This is a genomic window from Streptomyces sp. NPDC033221, from assembly GCF_055577005.1.
Window position 1 is genome coordinate 19,183 of record NZ_JBVIQN010000037.1, and the last position, 21,109, is coordinate 40,291.

Annotated in this window: 18 protein-coding genes and 4 tRNA genes; 12 read left to right on the forward strand and 10 right to left on the reverse strand. The window is 70.9% G+C overall.

Translation table 11 applies throughout. The annotated features are described in order from the left end of the window. Positions 1-172 precede the first annotated feature (172 nt). Both bldC and ACZ53K_RS34680 read right to left on the reverse strand, forming a co-directional pair. Entirely contained in the window at positions 173-379 is a 207-nt protein-coding gene (gene bldC, locus ACZ53K_RS34675; protein WP_003980577.1) for a developmental transcriptional regulator BldC, read from the reverse strand. Positions 380-930: 551 nt separating this feature from the next. Then, positions 931-1,767 carry a DUF8083 family protein gene (locus tag ACZ53K_RS34680; protein WP_468844694.1) on the reverse strand — a complete coding sequence of 279 codons (837 nt, stop codon included), beginning with the start codon at positions 1,765-1,767 and terminating at the stop codon, positions 931-933. Between the two features lie 262 nt (positions 1,768-2,029). On the opposite strand from ACZ53K_RS34680, the gene ACZ53K_RS34685 reads away from it, so the two are divergent. Further along, the gene (locus tag ACZ53K_RS34685; protein ID WP_468844697.1) at positions 2,030-3,148 is read left to right on the forward strand and encodes a Leu/Phe/Val dehydrogenase; all 1,119 of its coding nucleotides are present in this window, start codon (positions 2,030-2,032) and stop codon (positions 3,146-3,148) included. A gap of 604 nt (positions 3,149-3,752) precedes the next feature. Next, the gene (locus tag ACZ53K_RS34690) at positions 3,753-4,013 is read left to right on the forward strand and encodes a DUF3073 domain-containing protein (RefSeq protein WP_003980574.1); all 261 of its coding nucleotides are present in this window, start codon (positions 3,753-3,755) and stop codon (positions 4,011-4,013) included. Positions 4,014-4,123: 110 nt separating this feature from the next. Here ACZ53K_RS34690 and purM read toward each other — a convergent pair whose 3' ends face one another. From purM to purS, 6 genes are all read right to left on the reverse strand, one after another. After that, entirely contained in the window at positions 4,124-5,218 is a 1,095-nt protein-coding gene (gene purM / locus ACZ53K_RS34695) for a phosphoribosylformylglycinamidine cyclo-ligase (RefSeq protein WP_468844701.1), read from the reverse strand. 35 nt (positions 5,219-5,253) lie between these two features. Further along, positions 5,254-6,813 (reverse strand): amidophosphoribosyltransferase, encoded by a 1,560-nt coding sequence (gene purF / locus ACZ53K_RS34700; protein WP_468844704.1) that lies wholly within the window; start codon positions 6,811-6,813, stop codon positions 5,254-5,256. Between the two features lie 668 nt (positions 6,814-7,481). Continuing rightward, positions 7,482-8,288: a maleylpyruvate isomerase family mycothiol-dependent enzyme gene (locus ACZ53K_RS34705; protein WP_468844707.1), complete on the reverse strand. Its 807-nt coding sequence runs from the start codon at positions 8,286-8,288 to the stop codon at positions 7,482-7,484. Between the two features lie 192 nt (positions 8,289-8,480). After that, complete coding sequence (purL, locus tag ACZ53K_RS34710; RefSeq protein WP_468844709.1) at positions 8,481-10,730, reverse strand: phosphoribosylformylglycinamidine synthase subunit PurL; 2,250 nt, start codon at positions 10,728-10,730, stop codon at positions 8,481-8,483. Then, entirely contained in the window at positions 10,727-11,431 is a 705-nt protein-coding gene (gene purQ / locus ACZ53K_RS34715; RefSeq protein WP_468844712.1) for a phosphoribosylformylglycinamidine synthase subunit PurQ, read from the reverse strand. Before purQ ends, purL begins: the two co-directional genes overlap by 4 nt. Beyond that, entirely contained in the window at positions 11,428-11,685 is a 258-nt protein-coding gene (purS, locus tag ACZ53K_RS34720; protein ID WP_361157243.1) for a phosphoribosylformylglycinamidine synthase subunit PurS, read from the reverse strand. Before purS ends, purQ begins: the two co-directional genes overlap by 4 nt. Before the next feature lie 300 nt (positions 11,686-11,985). Between purS and ACZ53K_RS34725 the strand changes: the two genes are divergently transcribed. From ACZ53K_RS34725 to ACZ53K_RS34765, 9 genes are all read left to right on the forward strand, one after another. Continuing rightward, positions 11,986-12,306: a histone-like nucleoid-structuring protein Lsr2 gene (locus ACZ53K_RS34725; protein WP_365845725.1), complete on the forward strand. Its 321-nt coding sequence runs from the start codon at positions 11,986-11,988 to the stop codon at positions 12,304-12,306. Between the two features lie 249 nt (positions 12,307-12,555). Next, a tRNA-Gly gene (locus ACZ53K_RS34730) sits at positions 12,556-12,627 on the forward strand. Between the two features lie 45 nt (positions 12,628-12,672). After that, a tRNA-Gly gene (locus ACZ53K_RS34735) sits at positions 12,673-12,744 on the forward strand. A gap of 75 nt (positions 12,745-12,819) precedes the next feature. Continuing rightward, a tRNA-Gly gene (locus ACZ53K_RS34740) sits at positions 12,820-12,892 on the forward strand. Positions 12,893-13,093: 201 nt separating this feature from the next. Beyond that, positions 13,094-14,077, forward strand: coding sequence for an ABC transporter ATP-binding protein (locus ACZ53K_RS34745; protein ID WP_468844715.1), 984 nt, complete (start codon positions 13,094-13,096; stop codon positions 14,075-14,077). Then, a complete protein-coding gene (locus ACZ53K_RS34750; protein WP_468844718.1) occupies positions 14,074-14,901 on the forward strand; it encodes an ABC transporter permease in 828 nt (275 codons plus the stop codon). Before ACZ53K_RS34745 ends, ACZ53K_RS34750 begins: the two co-directional genes overlap by 4 nt. Positions 14,902-14,903: 2 nt before the next feature. After that, positions 14,904-16,280 (forward strand): sensor histidine kinase, encoded by a 1,377-nt coding sequence (locus tag ACZ53K_RS34755; protein WP_468844724.1) that lies wholly within the window; start codon positions 14,904-14,906, stop codon positions 16,278-16,280. Between the two features lie 397 nt (positions 16,281-16,677). Then, entirely contained in the window at positions 16,678-17,268 is a 591-nt protein-coding gene (locus ACZ53K_RS34760) for a response regulator transcription factor (protein ID WP_468844726.1), read from the forward strand. A gap of 34 nt (positions 17,269-17,302) precedes the next feature. Continuing rightward, positions 17,303-17,375, forward strand: a tRNA-Gly gene (locus ACZ53K_RS34765). Between the two features lie 94 nt (positions 17,376-17,469). Here the strand turns inward: ACZ53K_RS34765 and ACZ53K_RS34770 are convergent. Together ACZ53K_RS34770 and ACZ53K_RS34775 are read right to left on the reverse strand one after the other, a co-directional pair. After that, on the reverse strand, positions 17,470-18,369 hold the full coding sequence (locus tag ACZ53K_RS34770; RefSeq protein ID WP_468844729.1) for a phosphoribosylaminoimidazolesuccinocarboxamide synthase: 900 nt from the start codon (positions 18,367-18,369) through the stop codon (positions 17,470-17,472). A 304-nt stretch (positions 18,370-18,673) separates the two neighbouring features. Next, a complete protein-coding gene (locus ACZ53K_RS34775; RefSeq protein WP_468844731.1) occupies positions 18,674-20,002 on the reverse strand; it encodes an MFS transporter in 1,329 nt (442 codons plus the stop codon). 100 nt (positions 20,003-20,102) lie between these two features. Between ACZ53K_RS34775 and ACZ53K_RS34780 the strand changes: the two genes are divergently transcribed. After that, positions 20,103-21,020, forward strand: coding sequence for a LysR family transcriptional regulator (locus tag ACZ53K_RS34780; protein ID WP_468844733.1), 918 nt, complete (start codon positions 20,103-20,105; stop codon positions 21,018-21,020). Positions 21,021-21,109: the final 89 nt, after the last annotated feature.

Below are 21,109 nucleotides of genomic sequence, written 5' to 3' on the forward strand. Positions count from 1 at the left end.
AGTCCAGCGCGATCGATGACGTACCCAGATGCTGCGGGTGTGGGGCCTGTTGGGGCAGGCTCCGCGTCGTATGGAGCTGTGTGGTGCTAGGTGGTGCCAAGTGGAGCCGGGTGGGGCTCCGTGGGCCGAGGTCGGGTTGGGGGGCCCGAAAACAGCCCGGTTATGCGGTTGTTCAGGATTCGCTGCGCTGCTGCGGAATACCCGCGAGCAGTGCGCGAACCTCAGCTTCCCGGTAGCGCCGGTGTCCTCCGAGCGTGCGGATGGACGTGAGCTTGCCTGCCTTGGCCCAGCGGGTCACCGTCTTCGGGTCCACGCGGAACATCGTGGCGACCTCGGCGGGGGTAAGCAGCGGCTCGGCGTCAGGGGTGCGAGCGGTCATGAGCGGCCTCCTCGGGAGAACCGAACCATCACGGTTCTTTCCTCTAAATTCTGCACCTTGACCCGCGTTGCCCGAAATGGCGGACGCGGGCCGAGTCGGTTATAGGACGAACGGCTTGTCCTCGGCACTACAACTACACCATCTGTCCAGCCACGTCGGCCAAACCGATGGAATTACCCTCTCAGGTGTTCAACCTCGGCGGAAGCCGATGGACCATGCCATAGCGGACAGTCACACCACCGTGACGATCAGTCACACGGTGATCAGCCGCCATCAGACCCACCAAGGAGCGCAATACCGAACTATCCGCCCTTAGTGGGGCGGAAGGGGCCCTTGTCAGGCTCCTTGTCCTATTTTGGCACGAGGGTATGGCTTGGCCGCAAGGCCCGAAGTCAGTGCTTTAGGTCACGCTTGAGGCAATCGCCCGGATCGGGACTTACGTCCCACGCCCCCCTGTATCAGTAGTGTGCACGAGCCTCACCGTTCGCAGATCATTTTGTCGTCCCGGAGAACGAACCATCGCATCACGGAAAGACGGAAGGGCACGCGTCTCAACTGGCGAACTGACGCTCCCGCACCTCGCGCCACCGGTCCGACAGCTTCTCGTACGCCTCGCCGGCCCGGTCACTGTCACCCTCGCGCAGCGCCGCCAGCCCCTCCGCCACCTCCGCGGCCGACCGGTCCTCGGCGAGCTGCCCCTCGGGCACCGCGTGCACCAGCCCGCCGTAGTCCAGCTCCACCAACGCCCGCGGATGGAACTCCTCCAGCCAGCGGCCCACGTCCACCAGGCCGTCGATCAGCGGCCCCTCCTCCAGGGAGTCGCGCAGCGTGCGCAGGCCGCGCGCCACCCGGCGCCGCGCCTGCACCATGGGCGTCCGGTAGCGCAGCACCGGGCCGTGCTCACTCTTGGTGTACTCCCGCTCGCCGTCCCCGAAGAGCGCGAACCAGCGCACCGGTACGTGCCAGGTGGCGGTGCGGATCCAGGGCCGGGCGTCCGGATTGCGCTCCAGCCACTCCTCGTAGTCCGCGGCCGCCTGGCGCCGCACCACCGGCGGCAGCGCCGCGTCCAGGACGGGCGCCGGGAGGAGTTCGGACAACTCTTCCAGGGCCTGCCAGCCGCGCAGCCGCGTCCGCCAGGGGCAGACGCAGGTCACGCCGTCCACGACCGTGACGAAGGCGTCGCTGCTCTCGTGGACTGGTACCGGCACGGGCGGCGTGGGCAGCAAATCGGCCAGAGACCGCCGAAGTTCGTCCTGAACCGTGGGGGTCCGGGGGCGCCGGGCATAGCGCGCCCAGTACGAGCGCTCCGGTTCGGGGAACGCCGCGAGCGGCTCGTAGACCCGCAGATATGCCGCGTACGGGACCACCACCGATGACGCCAAGGCCACGCCCGCTCCTTTGTTTCCTACAACGTGACGTCCGCAGAACTACCGCAAAGAATGACAAAGAGGTGCAAACGGCCGGGAGTTGGCTCACGCCACCCGGCTCGGGATACGGCAAATCGTCCCACGCCCGTCCCCCAGGAGAGGGTGATCCTCCGCACTGCACCGATCAGCGCGCCTCCCAGGTCTTACTCTCTTCCCGACCGGCCCTCCCACCCTCCCCCTGCCACAAGCAAAGGGAGCCCCCGGAGGGCGTCCTCCGCGACTTATGGGAGTCACCACCGTGACCGACGTACGTCCCTCCCCCGTCAGCGCCGACGGCGGAGTCCTGCACACCCTGTTCCGTACCGAGCAGGGGGGCCACGAGCAGGTCGTGCTCTGCCAGGACCGCGCCAGCGGCCTGCGGGCCGTCATCGCCATCCACGACACCGCCCTGGGCCCGGCCCTCGGCGGCACCCGCTTCCACGCGTACGCGTCCGAGGAGGACGCGGTGCTGGACGCCCTGAACCTCTCCCGTGGCATGTCGTACAAGAACGCCCTCGCCGGTCTCGACCACGGTGGCGGCAAGGCAGTGATCATCGGTGACCCCGAACTGATCAAGTCCGAAGAACTCCTGCTCGCTTACGGCCGGTTCGTGGCTTCCCTCGGCGGCCGCTACGTGACCGCCTGCGACGTCGGTACGTACGTCGCGGACATGGACGTCGTCGCCCGCACCAACAAGTGGACCACCGGCCGCTCCCCCGAGAACGGCGGCGCCGGCGACTCCTCCGTCCTGACCGCCTTCGGTGTCTTCCAGGGGATGCGCGCCTCGGCGCAGCACCTGTGGGGCGACCCGTCGCTGCGCGGCCGCAAGGTCGGTGTCGCGGGCGTCGGCAAGGTGGGCCACCACCTCGTCGAACACCTCCTCCAGGACGGCGCGGAGGTCGTGATCACCGATGTGCGGGCCGAGTCGATCGAGCGGGTCCGCAGCCGGCACCCGCAGGTGGCTGTGGCCGCGGACACCGGGGCGCTGATCCGTACGGCGGGTCTGGACGTGTACGCGCCGTGCGCCCTCGGGGGCGCGCTGAACGACGAGTCCGTACCGGCGCTGACGGCGAAGGTGGTCTGCGGTGCGGCCAACAACCAGCTGGCGCACCCCGGCGTCGAGAAGGATCTTTCCGACCGGGGAATCCTCTACGCGCCGGACTACGTGGTGAACGCCGGTGGCGTCATCCAGGTCGCCGACGAGCTGCACGGCTTCGACTTCGACCGCTGCAAGACCAAGGCGGCGAAGATCTTCGACACCACGCTGGCGATATTCGCTCGTGCGAAGGAGGACGGCATTCCGCCCGCCGCGGCGGCGGACCGGCTGGCCGAGCAGCGCATGGCGGACGCCCGGCGGGCCTGACGCGCCCGGCACCGGTGTCCGGCGGCACTGGACCCCGGTCCGGAGGCGCTGGACCGCCGTCCGGCGGTGCCGGTCCGGCCGGAACCGCTCGGTTCAGGCCATTTTTCCAGCCGGTCGCAGCGAATGTCGCGACCGATTCTGCTCATCAAATGTCCAACAATGCTCGGGTCCGACCGAAGCCGATCGCGACCCGATCATGCACACGGAAGGTTCCCGAGCAGGCCCGTACGGCCCGGTGGGCGGCGCGCCAGTCACGCACCGTACCGGCAGCCGTCACGGTGCGTACGGAAAACCACCCCGGAACGCCAACGTGACGATCTCTGAGCACTCCGTAAGGGATCACGGGTGGTGAAGGAGACATCCCTCACCACCCGTCGGCGGGTCGCCGGACCGGACAGGTTAAAATCGCAGCTGACCAGCGGGGACGGGGCGTCTCGCCGGTCGTGCCGAGCGGTCGGTGATGCGGGCGACGTACCGTATGGCCGCGGAAGCAGGTACCGTTAAAGCCCTACGGGCCGGTCTCTCCGTCGAGAGTCCGCTCTGAATCATGAACGCGTGTCAAGACTCTGGGGCCGTCGAGCCCCGTCGTTGAGGGGGTCGAGCCATGGGGCGCGGCCGGGCCAAGGCCAAGCAGACGAAGGTCGCCCGCCAGCTGAAGTACAACAGCGGTGGGACTGATCTCTCACGCCTGGCCGAAGAGCTGGGTGCATCGCCGCAACAGCCGGCACAGCAGCAGCCGCCGAACGGCGAGCCGTTCGAGGATGAAGAGGACGACGACCCGTACGCGCGGTACGCCGACCTTTACAACCGAGACGACGATGACGAGGACGAGGGCAACTCGTCCCAGCAGCGTCGTCGCGCCTGACGTACGACGTCTTCTCTGTCGTGCGTGCACGGTGTGCACAGCATTTCCACGGACCCGGTCCGGGGTAGTCACCTCGGACCGGGTTCTGTGCTGCCCTGTGGGCGGGCGGGTCAGGCAGAGTAGTCACCGGTCAGGGTCACTGCCTCGGTGTGGTCACCACGCTCGACGATCGCGCCGCTGACCCAGGCCTGAACGCCGCGGTCCGCGAGGGTGGCCAGCGCCACGTCCACCGACTCCTGCGGGACGACGGCCATCATGCCGACGCCCATGTTCAGCGTCTTCTCCAGCTCCAGCCGCTCGACGTCACCGGCCTTGCCGACCAGGTCGAAGATGGCGCCCGGGGCCCAGGTGGACCGGTCGACGGTGGCGTGCAGGCCGTCCGGGATCACCCGGGCCAGGTTGTTGGCCAGGCCGCCGCCGGTGATGTGCGAGAAGGCGTGCACCTCGGCCGTACGGGTCAGCGCCAGGCAGTCCAGCGAGTAGATCTTCGTGGGCTCCAGCAGCTCCTCGCCGAGCGTGCGGCCCAGCTCCTCGACCCGCTGGTCCAGGGACATCCCGGCCCGGTCGAACAGCACATGCCGGACGAGTGAGTACCCGTTCGAGTGAAGACCGGAGGACTCCATCGCGACGACGACGTCACCCGTACGGATACGATCCGCGCCCAGTACCCGGTCCGCCTCGACGACGCCCGTACCGGCACCCGCGACGTCGAAGTCGTCCGCCCCGAGCAGCCCCGGGTGCTCCGCGGTCTCGCCGCCGACCAGCGCGCAGCCGGCCAGCACACAGCCCTCGGCGATGCCCTTGACGATCGCCGCGACCCGCTCCGGGTAGACCTTGCCGACGCAGATGTAATCGGTCATGAACAGCGGCTCGGCACCGCAGACGACCAGGTCGTCCACGACCATGCCGACCAGGTCGTGGCCGATGGTGTCGTACACGCCCATCCGGCGGGCGATGTCGACCTTGGTGCCGACACCGTCGGTCGCCGAGGCGAGCAGCGGCCGCTCGTACCGCTTGAGGGCCGAGGCGTCGAAGAGACCGGCGAACCCGCCGAGGCCGCCCACGACCTCGGGACGGGTGGCCTTCTTGACCCACTGCTTCATCAGGTCGACGGCGCGGTCGCCCGCTTCGATGTCCACGCCCGCTGCTGCGTAGCTGGCGCTGGTGCCCGCGTGCTGGGCACGCTCAAAAGACTCGGCAGACATGGCGATGAGATCTTTCCTGTCGGTGTGTACGAGCTCTACGGGCGGCGCAGCGCGTCGGCGCCGCCGACCCCGGCCGTCAGCGTCTCGACGCCGTCCAGGTCCGGCTTGGCCTGGCCCGCGGTCTCCGCCTCCAGGAGGTGCTTGCCCAGCAGCTCCGGGTCGGGGAGGTCGACCGGGTACTGGCCGTCGAAGCAGGCGCGGCACAGGTCCGGCTTGGCGATCGTCGTCGACTCGATCATGCCGTCGATCGAGATGTACGCCAGCGAGTCGGCCCCCAGCGACGTGCCGATCTCGTCGACGGTCAGACCGTTGGCGATCAGCTCGGCGCGGGTGGCGAAGTCGATGCCGTAGAAGCACGGCCACTTGATCGGCGGCGAGGAGATCCGGATGTGGACCTCGGCGGCGCCGGCCTCGCGGAGCATCCGGACCAGGGCGCGCTGGGTGTTGCCGCGGACGATCGAGTCGTCGACGACCACCAGGCGCTTGCCGCGGATGACTTCCTTGAGCGGGTTGAGCTTGAGGCGGATGCCGAGCTGGCGGATGGTCTGCGAGGGCTGGATGAAGGTCCGGCCGACGTAGGAGTTCTTGACCAGGCCGACGCCGTACGGGATGCCGCTGGCCTCGGCGTAGCCGACCGCGGCCGGCGTGCCGGACTCCGGGGTCGCTATGACGAGGTCGGCGTCGGCGGGCGCCTCGGCGGCCAGCTTGCGGCCCATCTGCACCCGGGAGAGGTACACGTTGCGGCCCGCGATGTCGGTGTCGGGGCGGGCCAGGTAGACGTACTCGAAGACGCAGCCCTTGGGCTTGGCCTCGGCGAAGCGGGAGCTGCGCAGGCCGTTCTCGTCGACGGCGATCAGCTCGCCCGGCTCGATCTCGCGGATGAAGCTGGCGCCGCAGATGTCCAGGGCGGCCGTCTCGGAGGCCACCACCCAGCCGCGCTCCAGACGTCCGAGGACCAGCGGGCGGATGCCCTGCGGGTCCCGGGCCGCGTACAGCGTGTGCTCGTCCATGAAGCACAGCGAGAAGGCGCCGGAGACCTTGGGCAGGACGCGCGGCGCGGCCTCCTCGACGGTCAGCGGCTTGCCGTCCTCGTCGACCTGGCCGGCCAGCAGGGCCGTCACCAGGTCGGTGTCGTTGGTCGCCGCGACCTGGGTCGCACGGCCGCCCTCGCGGGGCAGTGCAGCGACCATCTCGGCGAGTTCGGCGGTGTTGACCAGGTTGCCGTTGTGCCCCAGGGCGATCGAGCCGTGCGCGGTCGCACGGAACGTCGGCTGGGCGTTCTCCCACACCGAGGCACCGGTGGTGGAGTAGCGGGCGTGGCCCACGGCGATGTGGCCCTGGAGGGAACCGAGGGATGTCTCGTCGAAGACCTGGGAAACCAGGCCCATGTCCTTGAATACGAGGATTTGGGAGCCATTGCTCACTGCGATGCCCGCGGACTCCTGTCCGCGGTGCTGCAGGGCATACAGCCCGAAATAGGTGAGTTTGGCGACCTCTTCACCCGGAGCCCAGACACCGAAGACGCCACATGCGTCCTGGGGGCCCTTCTCGCCGGGGAGCAGGTCGTGGCTGAGTCGTCCGTCACCACGTGGCACAGCACCGAGTCTAGGGCAGGTCCGCGATTCATCCGAACCGGGGATCGAACCGGGGCCGGGTCCTGGAGCACCGGCCCAGGTGGCCGAATGCCCGGCGTGGACACCCGCTCACGGACCGGCTCACGCGGCGTGCGGAGCCCGTAGGCCCTGGTACGGCGCCGCCGGACCGACGCCGGCCGCGCCACGTGCGGCACGGCTGAACGCCGCACTCCCCCGCGTTCCTCTTCGCGTTCCTTTCACGCGAGGTCCGGCCGGTTTCCGGTACGGGATCGGCCGGTTCCGGCACGGGAAGCGGCGTGTGCCGCACCGTCTCCGTCACGGTCCGTGGCGGGCATGGGGTGAGATGCGCCACTCTCCTGGCCAGGGGTGACGGCGGGGCGAGCGTTCCGGTGTTTTCCGGGCTTTTCGGCCCTGGCGTTCGGCGTCTTCCGCCGCGCTCGTTGATGGCCCTTCGCACGCTCACGCCACCCCGAAAGGTCCTGTTTTGCCAGGCAATCCGCCGCTGCTCGCACACCCCACCCCGCCGACCCGATTCCTCTCGGAAAGGCCGGATTTCTGCCGTCGAGGGAAGCTGCGGACGGCGGGCGGTCCGGGAGGCGGTGGCGGGCGCCACGTCGCTGCCGTATTCGAGGGGTGAGGCGGCCCGGTCGTCGGTCCCGCGGCAGCCCTCAGCCCATGAGGGGCAGATACGGCGCGAGATCGGCCCGCTCGCCGCTGGCGCTCACGGCGGCCTCTTCGAGGGCCATGGGCCAGCCCGTACGGCCGGTGGCCAGGCGGAGCCAGGTCAGCGGATCGGTCTCGACGACGTTCGGCGGGGTGCCCCTGGTGTGCCGGGGGCCCTCGACGCACTGGACGACGGCGAACGGCGGCACCCGGACCTCCACGGAGCCGCCGGGCACCTTGGCCGCGAGCGCGTCGGCGAGCAGCCGGGTGGCGGTGGCCAGAGCCTGGCGGTCGAACGGGATGTCCAGGCCGGTGGCGGTGGCCAGGTCGTCGCTGTGCACGACCAGCTCGACACAGCGCACCACCAGGAAGTCGTCCAGGCGCATCGCGCCGATACGAGCCGCCAGCAGCCGGTCGTCGGGGGCCGTCGGGACGGCTTCGGCGTAGCGCGCGGCGGCGCGGTCCAGCAGGTCGGCCGGCGCGGCGCCGGCCGCCGTGTCGCGGGCGATCTCGTCGACCTTCGCGGCCAGAGCGCGGGTCGCGGACGGCCAGGTGACGAGGGTGACTTCCTGGGCGGGCGGCGCGGGCTGCGCGAGCGCCGCGGGCACCTGTTCCATCGCCATGGCCAGGTGGGCGACCAGTTCGCGGACCGTCCAGTCACCCAGGCGGGTGGGCAGCGTGAACTGCTCGGGAGCCAGCCGCTCCACGGCGGAGCGTACGTGTCCGAACTGCGCGATGACGGCGGCGCGGGTCTTGGCGGAGTCGTAACTCCGGGCGCGGGACCTTCCGGACGGCTTGCGGGCACTTGGCATGGCGTCGAGGCTACTCGGCGGGGCGGGTGGTGTAAGCCCCGAGCCCGCGCTCCACCAGGCCGAACGCCCGGCGGGCGGCGGCGACCGCGGCCGGATGCACCGCGTCGGCTGACTCACCGGCCGGCAGCCCCCGAACCCGCCGTAGGCCCGCCCCCCGAAAGGGACGGGCCACCGTGCGGGCGGAGCCCCGGCTCAGCCGAACAGAGCCGGAATCGTCGCCTCGTGCGCTGTGCGGAGTTCGCTCAGCGGGAGGGTGAACTGGCCCTGGACGTCGATCGCGTCACCGTCGACGACACCGACGCGGGTGGCCGGGAGGCCACGCGCACCGCACATGTCGGTGAAACGCAGTTCCTCGCTGCGCGGGACCGCGACGATCGCGCGGCCCGCCGACTCGGAGAAGAGGAGGACGAAGGGGTCCAGTCCGTCGGGTACGACGATCCGGGCGCCCTTGCCGCCGCGCAGGCACGACTCGACGAGGGCCTGCACGAGGCCGCCGTCGGAGAGGTCGTGCGCCGCGTCGATCATGCCGTCGCGGGAGGCCGAGATCAGGATCTCGGCCAGCAGCTTCTCGCGGGCGAGGTCCACCTGCGGCGGCAGGCCGCCGAGGTGGTCGTGGACGACCTGGGACCAGGCCGAGCCGCCCAGCTCGTCCTTGGTGTCACCGAGGAGGTAGAGGAGATGGCCCTCGTCGGCGAAGGCGACCGGCGTACGACGGCTGACGTCGTCGATCACCCCGAGCACCGCGACCACGGGGGTCGGGTGGATGGCGGCCTCGCCGGTCTGGTTGTAGAGCGAGACGTTGCCGCCGGTGACGGGCGTGCCGAGCTCCAGGCAGCCGTCGGCGAGTCCGCGTACGGCCTCGGAGAACTGCCACATGACCGCCGGGTCCTCGGGCGAGCCGAAGTTCAGGCAGTCGGAGATCGCCAGCGGCTTGGCGCCGGTGGCGGCGACGTTGCGGTAGGACTCGGCCAGCGCCAGCTGCGCGCCGTGGTACGGGTCGAGCTTGGCGTAGCGGCCGTTGCCGTCGGTGGCGATGGCCACGCCCAGCCCGGTCGTCTCGTCGATGCGGATCATGCCGGCGTCCTCCGGCTGGGCCAGCACGGTGCTGCCCTGCACGAAGTGGTCGTACTGGCTGGTGATCCAGTTCTTGGACGCCTGGTTGGGCGAGGCGACCAGCTTGAGGACCTGCTCGCGCAGTGCCTCGCCGGTCTCCGGACGCGGCAGCTTGCCCGCGTCGTCGGCCTGGAGGGCGTCCTGCCACGCGGGGCGCGCGTAGGGACGCTCGTAGACCGGGCCCTCGTGGGCGACGGTCTTGGGGTCGACGTCGACGATCTTCTCGCCGTGCCAGTAGATCTCCAGCCGGTCGCCGTCGGTGACCTCGCCGATGACGGTGGCGGTGACGTCCCACTTCTCGCAGATCGCCAGGAACCGCTCGACCTTCGCCGGCTCGACGACGGCGCACATGCGTTCCTGCGACTCGCTCATGAGGATTTCCTCGGGCGAGAGCGTCGAGTCGCGCAGCGGTACGTCGTCCAGCTCCACGCGCATCCCGCCGGAGCCGTTGGAGGCCAGCTCGCTGGTGGCGCAGGACAGCCCGGCCGCGCCGAGGTCCTGGATGCCGACGACGAGCTTCTCCGCGAACGCCTCCAGGGTGCACTCGATGAGCAGCTTCTCCTGGAAGGGGTCGCCGACCTGGACGGCGGGGCGCTTGGACGGCTTCGCGTCGTCGAACGTCTCCGAGGCCAGGATGGAGGCGCCGCCGATGCCGTCGCCGCCGGTCCTGGCGCCGTAGAGGATGACCTTGTTGCCGGCGCCGGACGCCTTGGCGAGGTGGATGTCCTCGTGCCGCATCACGCCGATGGCACCGGCGTTGACCAGCGGGTTGCCCTGGTAGCAGGAGTCGAAGACGACCTCGCCGCCGATGTTGGGCAGGCCCAGGCAGTTGCCGTAGCCGCCGATGCCCGCGACGACGCCCGGCAGGACGCGCTTGGTGTCGGGGTGGTCGGCGGCGCCGAAGCGCAGCGGGTCCACGACGGCGACCGGGCGGGCACCCATGGCGATGATGTCGCGGACGATGCCGCCGACGCCGGTGGCCGCGCCCTGGTAGGGCTCGACGTAGGACGGGTGGTTGTGCGACTCGACCTTGAAGGTGACCGCGTACCCCTGGCCGACGTCGACGACGCCCGCGTTCTCGCCGATGCCGACGAGCATCGCGTCGTTCTCGGGGACCTTCTGGCCGAACTGCTTCAGGTGGACCTTGCTGCTCTTGTAGGAGCAGTGCTCGGACCACATGACGGAGTACATGGCGAGTTCGGCGCCGGTGGGGCGGCGGCCGAGGATCTCGCGGACGCGCTCGTACTCGTCCTGCTTCAGGCCCAGTTCGGCCCACGGCTGGTCGGTGTCCGGCGTCTCGGCTGCGTGCTTGACCGTGTCGAGCGTCATGCGTTGACCAATTTCTTCAGGATCGAGGTGAAGAATCCGAGGCCGTCCGTACGGCCGGTGCCGATCAGCGGCTCGACGGCGTGCTCCGGGTGCGGCATGAGGCCGACGACGTTGCCCGCCTCGTTGGTGACGCCGGCGATGTCGCGCAGCGAGCCGTTGGGGTTGCCGTATCCGTCGGCGGGGTCGCCCTGGGTCAGGTAGCGGAAGGCGACCCGGCCCTCGGCCTCCAGCATGTCGAGCGTGCGCTCGTCGGCGACGTACCGGCCGTCGATGTTCTTCAGCGGTACGGAGATCTCCTGGCCGGCGGTGTAGTCGGCGGTCCAGGCGGTGTCCGCGTTCTCCACCCGCAGCCGCTGGTCGCGGCAGATGAAGTGCAGGCTGTCGTTGCGCAGCATGGCCCCGGGCAGCAGGTGCGTCTCGGTCAGGACCTGGAAGCCGTTGCAGATGCCCAGGACCGGCAGGCCGCCCCTGGCCTGTTCGATCACGGTGTCCATGACCGGTGAGAAGCGGGAGATGGCGCCGGCCCGCAGGTAGTCGCCGTAGGAGAAGCCACCGGGCAGGACCACGGCGTCGACCTGCTTGAGGTCCTTGTCGCGGTGCCACAGCGGCACCGCCTCGGCCCCGGCGAGCCGGACGGCGCGCTGGGTGTCACGGTCGTCGAGCGTGCCCGGGAAGGTGACGACTCCGATGCGTGCCGTCATGATCCGGGCCGGTCTTCGACGTGGACGGTGAAGTCTTCGATGACGGTGTTGGCCAGGAAGGTCTCGGCCATCTCGTGGATACGGGCGAGGGCGGCGTCGTCGACCGGGCCCTCCACCTCAAGTTCGAAACGCTTGCCCTGACGGACGTCGCCGATCCCCTCGAATCCCAGGCGTGGCAGTGCGCGCTGCACCGCCTGGCCCTGCGGGTCGAGGATCTCCGGCTTGAGCATGACGTCGACTACGACGCGTGCCACTGGCACTCCCGATGGTGTGGTGCGTAAGGCGGTGCCATCACAGTACCGTGTTCGAAAATCTACGCGCATAGATATCGTGACAACGTGGTCACGGTACGGCGTCGGCCGCGGTAAGCGGTGGGGAAAATCTCAGAAAAGACCTAGGGTCCGCATTGCGGAAGGACACGCTGAGGAAATTAACTGGGCTTCACCATGCAATGCCCGTCGCTGTACAAATGAAAATGCATTGATCCCAATCAGCCGGATCTGCAGCATCCCCCCATGTCAAGGCGGGGTTGCTGCTCGAAAGGACCGATATCCGTGGCGCAGCGCGTAGTAGTCACGCTCTCCGATGACATCGAAGGCGGAGAAGCCGCAGAGACGGTCACCTTCGGTTTGGACGGGAAGTGGTACGAGATCGACCTCAATCCCGCCAATGCGAAGAAACTGCGCGGCACCCTCGCCCCGTTCGTGGAGGCCGGCCGCAAGCGGTCGAAGTCCGGCAAGGCGTACCACCACACCTCGGTGACCGCGGACCCCGCCGCCGTACGCGCCTGGGCCCGTTCCCACCACATGGACGTGCCCCCGCGCGGCCGGATTCCGAAGAAGGTCTACGAGGCTTTCGACGCGGCCAACAGCTGATCCGGGCCGGCCGCCGCCCGCACCCCGCGTTCCCCGTCCCCTCCCGGCCCGACCCGCCCCGCCCGGCCGCCGTTCCGCGGCCGGGCGGCGGAACGGCGGCCGGGCGCCGTCCGCCGGTGGCCTGTTGGCGGCCGGGCAGCGGCTGGTTTCGGCTGTCCCGCAGCGGAGTTGCGCGGCACCCCTGTTGATCAGCTAGAGTCTGGAGCACGCCGAGGGGCGAGGCCGAAAGGCCGGATCCCGAGGAGTCACGCGGGTGTAGCTCAGTAGTAGAGCGCCCTCTTTCCAAGAGGGAGGCGCAGTGTGCGATCCCTGTCACCCGCTCTGACAGCATCAACCGGTTCTCATGGACCGGTGGATGGTGGTCATGCGGGTGTAGCTCAGTAGTAGAGCGCCCCCTTTCCAAGGGGGAGGCGCAGTGTGCAATCCCTGTCACCCGCTCCGACAGTACCGACCACTCCGGTGGATCAGGTAGAGTAGCTGTCGCGCCGCCCGGTGAAAGCCGGTCGGATGCCTGCGGACGTAGCTCAGTTGGTAGAGCGCAACCTTGCCAAGGTTGAGGTCGCGAGTTCGAGCCTCGTCGTCCGCTCAGAAAAAAGACCCCGGTCATCGCGACCGGGGTCTTTTGCGTATGCCCGCCCCAAGCCCGGCCCCTTACCGGCCCCCGTCCCACCCTGGCTCCGTCCCGCTCACCTACCCATCCCCGGCGCCCGCCCCTCCTGACATTTGTCATCTGGGGTGATGACAAGCCGCACTGCCGGACGCCGGATTCCGGCGGGAGCCTTGAAGCATGAACATCGGGGACACGAACGAGCGCGTGATAGACGTCACGGGCCTGCGCAGGCGGTACGGACCGCCCGGGGGCAGCCGTAAGAACAAGAGCGACAAACAGGGCACCGCGGCCTTCGAGGCGGTGCGGGGCATCGACTTCTCCGTCGACCGCGGCGAGCTGTTCGCCCTGCTGGGGACGAACGGGGCGGGCAAGACCTCCACGCTGGAGCTTCTGGAGGGACTGGCCGCACCGACCGGCGGCACGGTCCGGGTGCTGGGCCACAACCCGTACACGGAGCGGGCGAAGGTACGGCCGCGCGTCGGCGCGATGCTGCAGGAGGGCGGCTTCCCCGCGGAGTTGACCGTGGAGGAGACCGTACGGATGTGGGCCGGCGCCACCACCGGAGCCCGCCCGGTCGACGAGGCGCTGGTGACGGTCGGCATGACCCGGCGCAAGGACGTACGGGTCAAGCAGCTCTCCGGCGGTGAGCGGCGGCGGCTGGACCTGGCCACGGCGACGCTGGGACGGCCCGAGGTGCTCTTCCTCGACGAGCCGACCACCGGCCTGGACACCGAAGCCCGCCACTCGACCTGGGAGTTGATACGCGAGCTCCGGGAGGGCGGCACGACGGTCGTGCTGACCACGCACTACCTGGAAGAGGCCGAGGAACTGGCCGACCGGCTGGCGATCATGCACCAGGGCCGGATCGCGACCTCCGGCACCGTCACGGACGTGGTGGCCGCCCACCCCGCGCAGATCTCCTTCGAACTGCCCCCGGGCTACACGGTCGGCGACCTGCCGCCGCTGCCGCAGCTGGGCGTCGAAGGACACGAAACGGTGGGCCGGACCCTGCGGCTGCGGACCACCGACCTGCAGCGGGCCGCGACCGGAGTACTGCTCTGGGCGCAGGACGAGGGAGTCGGGCTGCGGGGGCTGGACGCCCGCTCGGCATCGCTGGAAGAGGCGTTCCTGCAGATCGCCAAGGGTTTGGAGGACAAGTGAGCTTCGCCGACGTCGAGACCGTCGAGGACAGGCCGGGGGTGGGCACCGCGACGGCTGCCGGTACGGGAGCGCGGGAGCGCCTGACCGCGCTGTTCCGCGCCGAACTGACCCTGCTGGGCCGTAACAAGACCGCACTGTTCATGACGCTGCTGATGCCGGTGATCATGGCGTTCGCCATGCGGCAGGCGGTCTCGCAGATGCCCCTGCAGGAGAACGGCCTGTCGGTCGGCACGGTGCTGCTGCCGGGGACCATCGGCTTCGTCCTGCTCTTCGCCGTGTACTCCTCCGTCACCGGGTCGCTGGTGACGCGGCGCGAGGAACTGGTGCTCAAGCGGCTGCGCTGCGGTGAGCTGACCGACCAGGAGATCCTGGCCGGGACGGCGCTGCCGGCGGTGCTCCTCGGACTGGCGCAGTGCGTCCTGCTGGTGGTCTGCGGCGGGCTGGTCCTGAAGACGGGCCTGCCGAACGCCCCGCATCTGGTGGTGCTGGGCGTGCTGCTGGGCATGCTGATCGCGGTGGCGATGGCCGCCGCCTCCACCGCCATCACGAAGACCGCCGAGGCGGCCCAGCTGACGACGATGCCGTTCGTCTTCATCTCGATGGGCGGCTCCGGCATGATCGTCCCGCTGGACGTCCTGCCCGAGAAGATCGCCAACATCCTGGAGCTGCTGCCCCTGTCGCCGGTGATGGGGCTGATACGCGACGGCTGGACAGGCGGCGCCGACCTCACCGAGACGCTGAAGCGACTGGTCATCGCGTTGGTCTGGGCCGGGCTCGCGGTGTTTGCTGTACGTCGGTGGTTCCGCTGGGAGCCACGGCACTGACCATGTACGGCACAGAGGACGACGGGGGTGCGGAGCCGGTGTTCCACGGGCAGCTGCGCAAGTTGCGGGGGCGTGGCAGGGTCGCGCAGGTCTTCATGTGGGCGCGGTGGTCGCTGTATGTCGCGCCGTGGCTGATGCTCGTCGGCTGGCTGTTCGCGCCGATCGTCGCCGCGGCGGCCCCGGATCACCGTTCCCTCCTGCCGGCCCTGCCGATCGTGGTGCTGGGGCTGGTGCAGTGCGCCGTCTACATCCCCGGCATACGGCGCGGGCTCACGCACTATGTGTACGGAACCCCCGCTCCGTGGCGGCTGATCGCCGTCTCCGGGGCGCTGTCAGCCGCGTCGGTGGTCATGATCGCGATGCTGATCACGTCCGGGCCGCGGCCGAAGCCGGCGGATCTGTTCACGGTGATGCTGTTCCCCACCCTGCCGTTCAACAGCCTGCTGTCCCTGGTGCTGAAGAAGCGCTGGCAGGCGGTGGCGTACGTGGTGACCACGACGATGATCACGACGGGGATGGCCCTCGCGGGAGCCCCGCTCGTCTTCGTGGCGGGACTGCCGGTCACCCTCGCCATCTCCGCGGCCTTCGCCCCGCTGACCTGCCGCAGCTGGGCCTGGATCCTCGCCGCGATGCGCGAGCTGGACGAGGCGAAGGGCGCCCAGGCCCGGCTGGCCGTGGCCGAGGAGCGGCTGCGGTTCGCGCGGGACATGCACGACGTGGTCGGCCGCAACCTGGCCGTGATCGCCCTCAAGAGCGAGCTGGCGGTACGCCTGGCGCGCAAGGGGAGGCCGGAGTCCGCCGACCAGATGGCGGAGGTGCAGCAGCTGGCCCAGGACTCCCAGCGGGAGGTGCGGGACGTGGTCCGCGCCTACCGCGAGGCCGACCTCCAGGTGGAACTGGCGGGCGCCCGGGCGGTGCTCCAGGCGGCCGGGGTGGAGTGCCTCATGGACCAGGAGGACAGTGCCGAGGTGCCGCAGCAGGTGCAGTCGGTGCTGGCCTGGGTCGTACGGGAAGGCACCACCAACGTGCTGCGCCACGCGAACGCGGTCACCTGCTGGCTGACCCTGCGGGTGACGGCGGGCGGCCCGGCCGGTGGCGGCCGGGCCGCGGCGACGGCGTCGTCCGGACCGGCGGTGGTGTTCACGATGGAGAACGACGGCGTACTGGAAGACGCCGGACACCGCAGCGACGGCAGCGGTATCGACGGACTGCGGGAACGGCTCGCCGTCCTCGGCGGCACCCTGACCGTCGGCCCCCGGCCGGACGGACGCTTCTGGCTGCGGGCCCACGTACCGCTGGAGGCGGAGCATGGGGTGGAGGGGGACCTGCCGGGGACTGCCGCGGCCGGGCGGCCCACCGGGGCACAGGGGATTGCGTAAGTACGACGGGTCATGCGGGGCGGGCGGGTCGTGCGGGTCGTGCATGGAGCACCGGCCGACCGGCCGGCCCGCCGGGGCACCACCGGTTGCCCCGGCCGCAAGACGGAGCGACGTGGAAAAAGTGGAAGAAGCGGAGACCATGGCGGAGGCACATCGGGCGGAACAGCTGGGACGGATGTCCGGGACGGGGCCGAGGGGTGCCTGGGGGCCGGGGGCCAGCCAAGGGCCGGGGGCCGGTCAGATGCCGGGGACGGGTATGGCTGCGGATGCGGGGGCGGATGCAGGGGCGGGCGCGGCCGAGGCACCGGCTTCGGCTTTGGCTCCGGTCCCGGCCGAGAACCCGGCCCCAGCCGCTGCCGCCGCCCCGGCCACTGCCCCAGCCCCCCTCCGGATCCTGTTGGCCGATGACGAGCACCTGATCCGGGGGGCGCTGGCGGCGTTGCTGGCGCTGGAGGACGATCTTCAGGTGGTGGCGGAGGCCGGTTCGGGGCCGGAGGCGTTGGCGATGGCGCTGGCGCACCGTCCCGACATCGCCGTACTGGATCTTCAGATGCCGGGGGCGGACGGTGTGGCGGTGGCCACATCCCTGCGCAGCCGGCTGCCCGGCTGCCGGACCATGATCGTGACCAGTCACGGGCGGCCCGGGCACCTGAAGCGGGCCCTGGAGGCGGGAGTGAAGGGGTTCGTCCCGAAGACCGTTTCGGCCCAGCGGCTGGCCGAGATCATCCGCAGCGTGCACGCCGGAAACCGTTACGTGGATCCGGAGTTGGCGGCCGACGCGATCAGCGCCGGGGACTCGCCGCTGACCGCGCGGGAGGCGGAGGTGCTGGAGTACGCGGAGAACGGCGCGCCCATCACGGAGATCGCGGAGCGGGCCGCGCTGTCGCCGGGGACCGTACGCAATTACCTCTCCTCGGCCGCCGCGAAGCTGTCCGCGGAGAACCGTCACGCGGCGGCGCGCATCGCCCGGGCGCGAGGTTGGCTATAGTGGAGCCCGCACCGCGCCGCTGAGCGCGGGGCAGGCGGACGTAGCTCAGTTGGTAGAGCGCAACCTTGCCAAGGTTGAGGTCGCGAGTTCGAGCCTCGTCGTCCGCTCAGAGAGAAGGCCCCGGTCATCGCGACCGGGGCCTTTCTGCTTCATGAGCGGGTCCACGTCATGAGCGGGTCCTGCGTCATGACCGGTCCTGCGTCATGACCAGGCCAGTCCGGTGAGCCGTTCGTACGCCTCGATGTACTTGGCGCGGGTGTGCCCGACCGTCTCCTGCGGCAGCGGCGGGGGCGGCTGCTCGCTCCTGCGGTCCCAGCCGGAGGCGGGCGAGGTGAGCCAGTCGCGGACGAACTGCTTGTCGAAGGAGGGCTGGGGGCGGCCCGGCTGCCACGCGTCGGCGGGCCAGAAGCGGGACGAGTCCGGGGTCAGGACCTCGTCCGCCAGCGTCAGCTGCTGCCCGTCGAAGCCGAACTCGAACTTGGTGTCGGCGAGGATGATGCCGCGTTCGCGGGCGATGTCGCGGGCCCGCCCGTACACGGCGAGGGTGGACTGCCGGAGCTGGGCGGCGGTCTCGGCGCCGATCTGGCGGGCGACCTCCTCGTACGGGACGTTCTCGTCGTGTTCGCCGACGGCGGCCTTGGTGGCGGGGGTGAAGATCGGTCCGGGCAGCTCCGAGCCGTCGGTCAGCCCCTCCGGCAGCGCCAGCCCGCAGACCGTACGGGTCTGCTCGTACTCGGCGAGGCCGGAGCCCGTGAGGTAGCCGCGGGCCACGCACTCCACGGGGATCATCGCGAGCGACTTGCAGATCGTCGTACGGCCTTCCCAGTCCGCCGGGGCGCCGGGGGGCAGCTCGGTCGACAGGACGTGGTTCGGAATGATGTCGGCGAGCTGCTCGAACCACCACAGGGAGAGCTGGGTCAGCACCCGTCCCTTGTCGGGGATCTCGGTGGGCAGCACCCAGTCGTAGGCGGACATACGGTCGCTGGCGACCATGACCAGGTCGCCGTCGGCGTTCTGGTAGAGGTCGCGCACCTTGCCGGTGTGGAGGTGGGTGAGCCCCGGTACCTCCACTGCCTCGGGCTTTTCTACAAAACCGGACACGCTGCCTCCGCGTAGGTTGATCCAGGCCCCTCGGCCCGATTCTCCCGTATGCGCGGTGCGGACGGCGTCGCAGGGTCGGGGGTGGCCGGTTGCGGGCCGGCTGCCGGAACGGGCCGCCGGGTACGGGTGGGCAGCGGCCGGACCGGTCGGATCGGGGCGGGTCCCTGGCGGGGCCCGGGCGGGTCCCTGGCGGGATCCTGGTGCGATCAGGGCCGAATCCGGGCGGGAGCGGGGCCGGGTTCGGTCATCTCCCATCCACTCTGATCACCTCCCATCCGCTCCGGTCATCTCCCATCCGCTCCGGTCAGATCCGGTCGCGGTGTGCCGCTCGGATGACCGCACCGAGGGTGAGGACGGCCAGTACCGCGGCGGCCGTGAGGATCACCGGCGGCGAGCAGAGCGCGCTGAGCAGAGTGATCACGTACGGGGCGAAGAAGCCCAGGTAGGCGAGGGTCCAGAAGCGGGCGGTGAGGCGGGCCAGCCGGTGCGGCGGCGCCAGCGCGGCGACCTCGGTCAACCCGTACGCCACACACAGCCCGTAGCCGCCACCGAGCACCAACGCCGCGAGCAGCGCCACGGCGGGCTGCATGGCCATGACGGCGACGGTGGCGACGAGGAGGCCGAGCGCGACGGCGGCCAGGCCGGAAACGGCGGTGGCGAGGCGGTGCCGGGCGGCGAGGCGGCGGGCGAGCGGTGCCACGAGGAGCCCGGCGCCGGGAGTCACGGCGGTCGTGACGCCCGCGTACACGGTCTGCCAGCCGTCCAGGCGGGCGCCGACGAGCCCGGGGAGGGTGACGAAGGCGATGGTGGGGGCGGCGAACACCCAGGGGGCCACCGGGGCGACCAGCCGCCAGAAGGCCGCGCCGGGGACGGCTTCGCCCGCCGCCCCGCCCGCTGCCGGTATCCGGTCCGCTCCCGGTGTACGTGTACGCGTACGGCCGGCGGCCGCCGAGGCACCCGCCGTCTCGGGCGCCCGGGCCGCCGCCATCGCCGCGGCCGCGGACAGTAGCAGGTGCGGCACATAGGCCGTGATCATCGGGGCCGGTGCCCACTGGGCGATCAGCGCGGCGGCCAGGCCGCCGGAGGCGAAGCCCGCGGAGAGGAAGAGTCCGGAGCGGCGGGCGGCCGTGCCGGGGGCGGTGTCCGGGTCGTGCGGGGCGGCGGAGAGTTCCTTGATCCAGACGCTGCCCGCGGTGAGCAGGGCGCCCGCTCCGAGGCCGGTCAGGAAGCGGCCCGGCCACAGCAGCCAGACGGCGGCCGGGCCCGCCATCAGCAGGCAGGTGGCCGCGGCCGCGGTGGCGAGCGCGGTGAAGACGACGGGGCGGCGGCCGTGCCGGTCGGCCAGCGGGCCGCCGAGCAGCAGCCCGGGGATCAGTCCGAGGACGTACACCGCGAAGAGGGCGGTGGTGGTGGCCGTGGTCAGGCCCAGGTCGCTGCGGTAGGCGCCGAGGAGGGCGGAGAACTGGTTGGCGCTCCAGCCGGAGGCCGTCATCAGCCAGCCGGCGCGCAGCCAGTGGCGGCGGTGGGGGCGGAAGGAGCGGGAGGAGCGACGGGGGCGGTGAAGGCGGTGGGGGTGAAACGATTCGTCAGCGGTACGGGACTCGGTACGGCGGTCGGCGGCGGGCGTGCTCATGAGAGCCGTTGTACGAGGTCGGAGGCCCCCGGCGCGGCCCCCGTTCAGGAATCGTGAACGGGCCCCGGGGCCGGGCGGCCGCACGTTTTATCGTGGCGGTATGGACCTGCGACGGCTGTCTTCCTTCTTGGCGGTGGTCGAGGAAGGACACTTCGGGCGGGCCGCGTCGCGGCTCTTCCTGTCACCGGCCGCGGTCACCCAGCACGTGCAGCAGCTGGAGCGCGAGCTCGGCACCCGGCTGCTGGACCGCGGCAACGGCCCCGTACGGCCCACCGCCGCCGGGCAGCGGCTGGCCTCCCACGCCCGTACGCTGCTGGCCGCGGCGAACGCGGCCGTGGAGGACGTGACCGAGGCCGCGGAGCGGGCCTCGGCGGCGTCCCTGGCGGCGCGCGGGCTGCGGGTGGGGGTGATGGGGCACGGATCGGCGGAGGTCACTCCGGCGGCCGTCAACGCGTTCCGGCGGGCGCGCCCGGAAATTCCGCTGAAGCTGGTGCAATTGACCTTCACCGAGCATTGCAGCGCACTGCGCGAGGACCGGGTGGACGTCGCGTTCGTACGGCCCGCGATCCAGGCCGAGGGCATCGAGGTGGATGTACTGACCACCGAGCAACGGATCGTCGCGGTCCCCGCGGCCTCGCAGCTCGCGGACGCGGCGGCGGCCGGTGTACGGGTCGCGGACATCCTCGACCTGCCGTACCTGCGGCTGCCCCGGCACACCCCGCGGCCGTTCACCGACTATCTGTACTTCGACGAGGGCGAGCGCCGCGCCCCGGACGTCGCGCTCACCCCGCACGACGTGCTGACGAGCGTCGCGGCGGGCCGTGGCGCGGGCTCCGGGCTGAAGTCCTTCGCCCGTTATTACCCGTGGCCCGGGACGGTGTACGTGCCGGTGCTGGACGCGCCGTGCGCGCACAGTGTGCTCGTCACGCGGGCGGGCGACCCCAACCCGGAGGTACGGATCTTCCGGGCGCTGACCGTGGCGCTGGCGCGGGAACTGGGGACGTTCGCCGCGCGGTAAGGGCGGGTGCGGCTCCCCGCCTCCCCACGTCCCCGCCCACCCGCGGCCCCGTGCCCCTGCCTACCCGCGGCCCCGCGTCCCTGCCTTTC

Bases quoted from the DNA above. Each gene is read 5' to 3' on its own strand.
- bldC (WP_003980577.1), bottom strand. From the start codon at position 379: ATGACCGCTCGCACCCCTGACGCCGAGCCGCTGCTTACCCCCGCCGAG.
- ACZ53K_RS34685 (WP_468844697.1), top strand. From the start codon at position 2,030: ATGGGAGTCACCACCGTGACCGACGTACGTCCCTCCCCCGTCAGCGCC.
- ACZ53K_RS34690 (WP_003980574.1), top strand. From the start codon at position 3,753: ATGGGGCGCGGCCGGGCCAAGGCCAAGCAGACGAAGGTCGCCCGCCAG.
- purM (WP_468844701.1), bottom strand. From the start codon at position 5,218: ATGTCTGCCGAGTCTTTTGAGCGTGCCCAGCACGCGGGCACCAGCGCC.
- ACZ53K_RS34705 (WP_468844707.1), bottom strand. From the start codon at position 8,288: ATGCCAAGTGCCCGCAAGCCGTCCGGAAGGTCCCGCGCCCGGAGTTAC.
- purL (WP_468844709.1), bottom strand. From the start codon at position 10,730: ATGACGCTCGACACGGTCAAGCACGCAGCCGAGACGCCGGACACCGAC.
- purQ (WP_468844712.1), bottom strand. From the start codon at position 11,431: ATGACGGCACGCATCGGAGTCGTCACCTTCCCGGGCACGCTCGACGAC.
- ACZ53K_RS34745 (WP_468844715.1), top strand. From the start codon at position 13,094: ATGAACATCGGGGACACGAACGAGCGCGTGATAGACGTCACGGGCCTG.
- ACZ53K_RS34755 (WP_468844724.1), top strand. From the start codon at position 14,904: ATGTACGGCACAGAGGACGACGGGGGTGCGGAGCCGGTGTTCCACGGG.
- ACZ53K_RS34775 (WP_468844731.1), bottom strand. From the start codon at position 20,002: ATGAGCACGCCCGCCGCCGACCGCCGTACCGAGTCCCGTACCGCTGAC.
- ACZ53K_RS34780 (WP_468844733.1), top strand. From the start codon at position 20,103: ATGGACCTGCGACGGCTGTCTTCCTTCTTGGCGGTGGTCGAGGAAGGA.